Genomic DNA, 6,194 nt, shown 5'->3' on the forward strand with positions numbered 1-6,194 from the left:
CCATCGCCTGGAACCTCGCCATCCGAAGTGCCCCGTTCGAAGTACGGCCGTCTGAGAGCCCGTCGTTCACGTCGTCGAACAGGTAGTGATCTCCATGTCCGGCCCCTCCCCCTCCTCACCCGCCGACGGCTCGCGGGACCCGGACGCCGGCCCGCCCGGCGGCCTCCCGGCGAAGCTCAAGGAGATCGCCGCGACCGCCCTGGTCACCGGCGGCGTCACCACCCTGTTCGCGGTGCTGACGGACGGGGTGCGGGCACTCGGCACGGGTCTCGCCCTGCTCGTCTGCGCGATGATCGGCCTGGCCGTGGCCGTCCTGCTGACGTTGGGAAGGTTCGCCCGCCTGCTGCGCCGATGGCTCGAACCGGCCGGACGGGCCGTCGCGCGCCGTCGCGCGGCGGGAAGGCCCGCACCGGGCATGCCAGGGCGGAGGCACCGGCGGCTGGAGGGGTTCGTGCTCAAGTTGTCGGCCGGCTACCTCGGCGTCCTCCTCGGCGCCGCGGCCGTAACGGTCCCGTGGGGAGTCGTCCAGGGCGGAACGTGGCTGAGCCACCGGATCTGGCCCCCCGACTGCGAGCGGCCGCTGGAGTTACGCGTCGTCACCGCCCCGGAGAACGTGACCGCCCTGCGCGAGAGCATCGCCCTGTTCGTCCAGGGCAGGCTGGTGGACGGCTGCGCACCGTACACGATCTCGGTGGGGGTGGCGCCCTCGGTCGGGGAACTGGCCTACGCCTTCGGCGACAACTGGTACCGCGACGACGCGCGCCAGGAGGGTGACGAGCCGTTTCGCCGGCTGTACGGTCCCCGGGCCGACGCCTGGGTCGCCACCAGCACCGGCGAGGCCAGGCTCGTCGCCGAGGACGTGGGAGCGGGCGGCGCCACCCTCGACATCGGCCCGTCGGTCGCGTCCGACCGCCTGGTGGTCGGCATGATCAGCGGGCGTGCCGAGAAGGTCAGGAAGGAACTGCCGGCGGGGCGGCCGGGCAGCCACAGCCTCCCGGTCCTGTGGAAGGTGGTCCGATCGAAATTCGGCATGCCGGTGAGCTACCCGCAGCCCGAACTCTCCACCGCCGGGCTCGTAGCGGTCTCCGACCTCATGCCCCTGGGCGACATCGTGGATCGGGAGCAGCGCGACATCGTCGCCGAGAGCGTCAGCTCGCTGCTCTGCCGGTTCAGGACCGCGAGCCGCGGGACCGGCGGCGAGGAGCTCAACCGGAGCCCCGCCCTGGTGATCCCGTTTCACAGTCTGACGGACTACAACGACGGGCGGTTCAACGACCCCCACTGCCCCGAGGGGGCGCCGAGCGGGATGACCAAGCTCAAGGAGTTCTTCTCTCCCGGGCTCTCCGGGCTGGACTACCCGTTCGTCACGATCAGCTGGCCGGACGAGCGGAGTGCGGAGCGCACGAGCGTGCTCGGCCTTCTTCGCTCGTGGCTGGCCGCCAACCCGCTCTTCGGTGAGCGCTCCGCCGAGAGGGCGGTCGTGCGCTCCCCCGCGGCACTGCGAGAGGCCCAGAGCCGGTTCTTCGGTCTCCTGCCCCGGCTCGACGCCGAGATCGCCCTCGACGTGTCCGGCTCGATGACCGCACCGCCCCGCTCCCTGCTGGTACGCCTGCGTGAGACCTTTCCCGACATCAAACCGCTGATCACCCCTCGTGACGACCTCGCGCTGAGCGCCTTCTCCACGGTCGGCCGCAGGACCCGGGTCAGGGAGCTCCAGCCGGCGGCGGGCCGTGCCGAGTTCGACGAACTGACCAGGAGCGTCGCCGGTACCAGGGCGGAGGGCTCCGACGCCCCGATATCAGACATGATCATGAACCTGAACCGGCGGGCCGGATCTCCTGGGCGTGCCCTCGTCGTCGTGACCGACGGGGGCGTCTTCGACAACGAGCGACGGGGGAAGGGCGTCGGCGGGACGCTCGCCCGCGCGTCCAATGTCAACGCCCTCTATGTGCTGGCCCTCGGCGACAACGGCTGTGATCGCTCTCCCCCGCGTGCGGGGAAGTACCGCGAGTGTGTGGAGGCGGGAGCCGACATGCGGCAGGCGCTGAGACACCTGATCTCCAGCCTGCGTGGAAAGGACCGCCGTTGACCTCCCTCCCAGGGCCGGAGCCCGGGATCTCCACAACCGAGGAGATTCGATGAGCCTGACGCGACGCCCGCGCGCCCTGCTCGGCAGGTTGAACCCCGGCCAGCGTCGCTGGGGCGGTGCCGGGGTGGTGGCGGGGCTGGTGCTGGCCTCGGTGCTCATCTCCCTCACCGCGGGGGATCCCTCGCTCCTCAGCGGGAAGCCCGCCTTCCCCGCCGACTGCGGAGGGCCTGACCGGCTCACCGTGGCGACCGGCGCCGACATCACCGCCGGCAGCTTCCGCCGCGACCTGATCGAGGAGTGGAACCGCACGCACACCACCCAGGTCACCCTGGTCGAGGTGGCCGAGCGTACGGACGAGGAGCGGGCCGAGATGGCGGGCCGTGCCCGGCTGGGGAGCTGCGCCTACGACGTGCTCTCGGTGGACGTGGCCTGGACCGCCGAATTCGCCCGGAGCGGCTATCTCCTTCCGTACCCTCTCGATCCACAGAAGGCGGGCCTCTTCGTGGACAACGTCCTGAAGACGGGCCAGGTGGACGGAGTCCAGTACGCGGTGCCCTTCGTCACCGACGTGCCCCTGCTGTTCCATCGCCGCGGCCTGCCCGTGCCCACCACGACGGAGCAGCTCTGGAAGTACGCCGCCGCGAACGGCGGGTACGCCGTGCAGCTCGGCGACTACGAGGGGGGCACCGTCAACCTGCTGGAGGCGGTCCTGTCCGCGGGTGGAAGGGTCACCGACGGTGACCGGATCGTGCTGGACGAGGGAGTCAACGGCGAGCGGACGCGCGAGGCGCTCGCGCGCTGGCGAGCCCTGCTGGAGAACGGCACCCTGGCACGCGGGGCGGAGAACTTCTCCAAGCAGGACACCTTCAACGCCTTCAGGGACGGTTTCCTCGCACGAGGCCCGAAGGACTCCGCGGAGGAGAGCAGCCTCCAGGCGTTCCGCGACGAGGAGGCGGCCTACATGCGCAACTGGCCGTTCGCGTTTCACCGCCTGGCCACAGACCGCTCGATGTACGACGGCCACCGGCGTCTGCGCTTCGGCATGGCCGCACTGCCCGGCGCCGGCATCCTCGGTGGTTTCAACCTGGCGATCTCCGCTCGCTCCGACAATCCGGAGAAAGCACGGATGCTCATCGACTTCCTGACCGGCCACCAGGCCCAGGCTCGGCTGTTCGCCTGCAGCGGCTACCCGCCGGTGCTCGAATCCGTCTACGAGGAATACCGGCGCGACCCGCGCACCTGTGACCAGCTCTCGGTTTCCCCCGGGACGGAAACGGGCTTCTCCGGGAGAACGGACTGCACGCCGGGGACGGGAGCGAATCCCTCGACGGGGGCGGCCATCGCCGCCGCAGGCCCTCCCGGCGAGGACCCTGAGATCACCGCTCTCATGCTCCAGGAACTGGCCGGGAAGATCCACCAGGCCCTGTGCAAGGCCGAATCACGCCCGCAGTACTCCTACTACTCCGCTTTCAGTGAGGTGTTCCGCGGGTGCGCCCGCGCGGTGGTCAACGGCGACCTGCCCGCCAGGGAACTGGACCTCGCCCGGTTCGCCGACGCCCTGCGCGCCGCCCGGCGGGGTAGGGCGCCAGAGGGCGCCGCCGGGTCGCTCGCTCACTGCGGGAAACCCGAGCGGCGGCCAGGATGACGGGAACCGCCCCGCCCCCACCGGGGCGCGGAGGGAGCGGGTCGGACGGGTCAGCGCTGCAGGTCGACGCAGGAGTAGAAGGCGTTGGCGGTGTCGGCGATGTTCCAGACCGCGAGAACCTTCAGGCGGCCTGTCCTGCCGCCCAGGCTCACGTTGTGCGAGACCGTGGCGCCGGGCTGCCTGCCGCCGTCGTTGAAGACCGCGATCCGGGTGTTGCCGATGTAGTACTCCCAGGTGCTGGTGGCGTGGCGGGCGGTCAGCACCCAGTTGAAGGTGACCGAGTTGCCGACACTCGTGGCCGGCCAGCCCTTGCTCTCGTCGCTGAGCTGGGAGAACCGACCGACGTTTCCGTGGCAGTTTCGCAGGCCCTTGGGGCCCTCCACGCTCTGCGGCTCGTAGATGATGTCGCCGCAGTTGGAGACGCGGCCCTGGGCGCACATGGCCTGACGGCTCGGCGGCGACGAGATGTAGCCGTGCGCGCTGGCCGGTGAGGCGATGAACACGGTGGCGGCGATGGCGATGATCGCCGTCGCGAGGAAGGTGACCGTTCTGCGCATGTACTGCTCCTTCGCTGGGGGGTGACTCGAATATAAAGGAAACTTTCCTAACAGTAAATATTCGAGTCAGCGAATATCCGAAAACGTTGTCAGGCTTCCGGCCGGACGGATGCCCCCGAGGCGCCCGGCGACCGTGGCCCCGACAAAGGCGGGCGGCCGCCCGGATCCCGGCAGGGTGCCGCACGTCAAACGGCGGCGCGGGCAGGACGTCCGGAGCGCGAAGCGACGACCGAACACCTCGCGGACAAGCGCTGAGAGCGCTCTCTGGCTTTTTCCGACTCGGGTGTTGACCCTGGCTTAACCTTCGCGTAACAGTGGTATCAATCGGTCTTTATGCTGCAGCGATGTTCGACCGTCCGCCTCGTTCGCCTTGTGAGAGGTTTCGAATGAGCCACCCCCCAAGAAGAAAGCGCTCTCTCGGATGGATCCCGGTCATCGTCGCCGCGCTGGTGCCGATGATGATCGCCATCACCGCCCACGCCTCCGTCCCGGCAACCCCCTCCGGCTGGTCCCTGGTCTGGAGCGACGACTTCACCGGCGGCGCCGGGTCACTTCCCTCCTCCGCCAACTGGATCGTCGACACCGGCCACGCCTACCCGGGCGGCCCCGCCAACTGGGGCACCGGTGAGATCCAGCGCTACACCGACAGTCCCGCCAACCTGAGCCTCGACGGCGGCGGGAACCTGCGCATCACCCCGATAAAGAGCGGCAGCGAGTGGACGTCCGCCCGCATCGAGACCCGCCGCTCGGACTTCAAACCCGCCGACGGCCGTATCCTGCGCATCGAGGGCCGTATCCAGATGCCCAACGTCACCGGTAACGCCGCACTGGGCTACTGGCCCGCTTTCTGGGCGCTGGGCGCGCCGTATCGCGGCAGCTACTGGAACTGGCCCGGCATCGGCGAGTTCGACATCATGGAGAACGTCAACGGCATCAACTCCGTCTGGGGCGTGCTCCACTGCGGTGTGAACCCCGGCGGGCCCTGCAACGAGACCACCGGCATCGGCGCCAGCCGGACGTGCCCCGGTTCCTCCTGCCAGTCGGCGTTCCACACCTACCGTTTCGAGTGGGACCGCAGCATCACCCCGAACCAGCTGCGCTGGTACGTCGACGGGCAGCAGTTCCACAGCGTCAGCCAGTCCCAGTTCGACGCCGGGACCTGGAACAACATGACCGGCCACCAGGGCTACTTCATCCTGCTCAACGTGGCCATGGGCGGGGCGTTCCCCAACGCGCTGGCCGGGCAGACCCCGACCGCGGCCACGGTCTCCGGCCGCCCGATGCTCGTTGACTACGTGGCCGTCTGGCAGAGCGGCTCCGGCTCCAATCCCACTCCGACGATCACTCCCCCTCCAGGTGGGGTGGACGCCCGCTCGACCATCCAGGCCGAGCGCTACCAGGCGCAGGCGGGCACGTCGCTGGAGACCACCACGGACACCGGCGGCGGGCAGAACGTCGCGCAGATCGGCAACGGCGACTGGCTGCGCTTCGACGGAGTCAACTTCGGCGGCGCGGCGGCCACCCAGTTCAAGGCCCGCGTCGCGTCCGGGGCGGCCGGCGGGGTCAGCGGGCTGGTCCAGGTGCGCCTCGACAGCCTGACCGCGGCTCCGATCGGCGACTTCGCCATCGGTAACACCGGCGGCTGGCAGAGCTGGCGTACGGTCCCGGCCAACATCGCCTCGGTGACCGGAACCCACACGGTCTACATCACCTTCACCAGCGGGCAACCCGCCGACTTCGTCAACCTCAACTGGTTCTCGTTCGGCAACTGAACCCGGTAGGGGGCCGGCGGGCGCCGGGGCGCCCGGGCCCGCCCCCACGGGGGCGGCCCCCCCCCGGGGGGGGGGGGGCGTGGTAACCGCAGAAAAAACTCAAAACCCCAATTTATAATGTATTTCTGATG

The 6,194-nt window shown here is 69.8% G+C and carries 4 protein-coding genes; 3 read left to right on the forward strand and 1 reads right to left on the reverse strand.

Going from position 1 to position 6,194, the window contains the following annotated elements:
- The first annotated feature begins 94 nt into the window (after positions 1-94).
- Both ACWD3H_RS33790 and ACWD3H_RS33795 read left to right on the forward strand, forming a co-directional pair.
- Positions 95-2,089, forward strand: a complete 1,995-nt coding sequence (locus tag ACWD3H_RS33790) for a vWA domain-containing protein (protein ID WP_355550984.1) — start codon at positions 95-97, stop codon at positions 2,087-2,089.
- Between the two features lie 49 nt (positions 2,090-2,138).
- A complete protein-coding gene (locus ACWD3H_RS33795) occupies positions 2,139-3,734 on the forward strand; it encodes an extracellular solute-binding protein (RefSeq protein WP_451957876.1) in 1,596 nt (531 codons plus the stop codon).
- A gap of 50 nt (positions 3,735-3,784) precedes the next feature.
- On the opposite strand, the gene ACWD3H_RS33800 is transcribed toward ACWD3H_RS33795, so the two are convergent.
- Positions 3,785-4,291 carry a lytic polysaccharide monooxygenase auxiliary activity family 9 protein gene (locus tag ACWD3H_RS33800; RefSeq protein WP_355550980.1) on the reverse strand — a complete coding sequence of 169 codons (507 nt, stop codon included), beginning with the start codon at positions 4,289-4,291 and terminating at the stop codon, positions 3,785-3,787.
- Positions 4,292-4,677: 386 nt separating this feature from the next.
- Here ACWD3H_RS33800 and ACWD3H_RS33805 point away from each other — a divergent pair, with 386 nt between their 5' ends.
- Positions 4,678-6,063: a glycoside hydrolase family 16 protein gene (locus ACWD3H_RS33805; protein ID WP_451957877.1), complete on the forward strand. Its 1,386-nt coding sequence runs from the start codon at positions 4,678-4,680 to the stop codon at positions 6,061-6,063.
- The last annotated feature ends 131 nt before the right edge of the window (positions 6,064-6,194 follow it).

This window comes from Streptosporangium sp. NPDC002607, assembly GCF_053592655.1.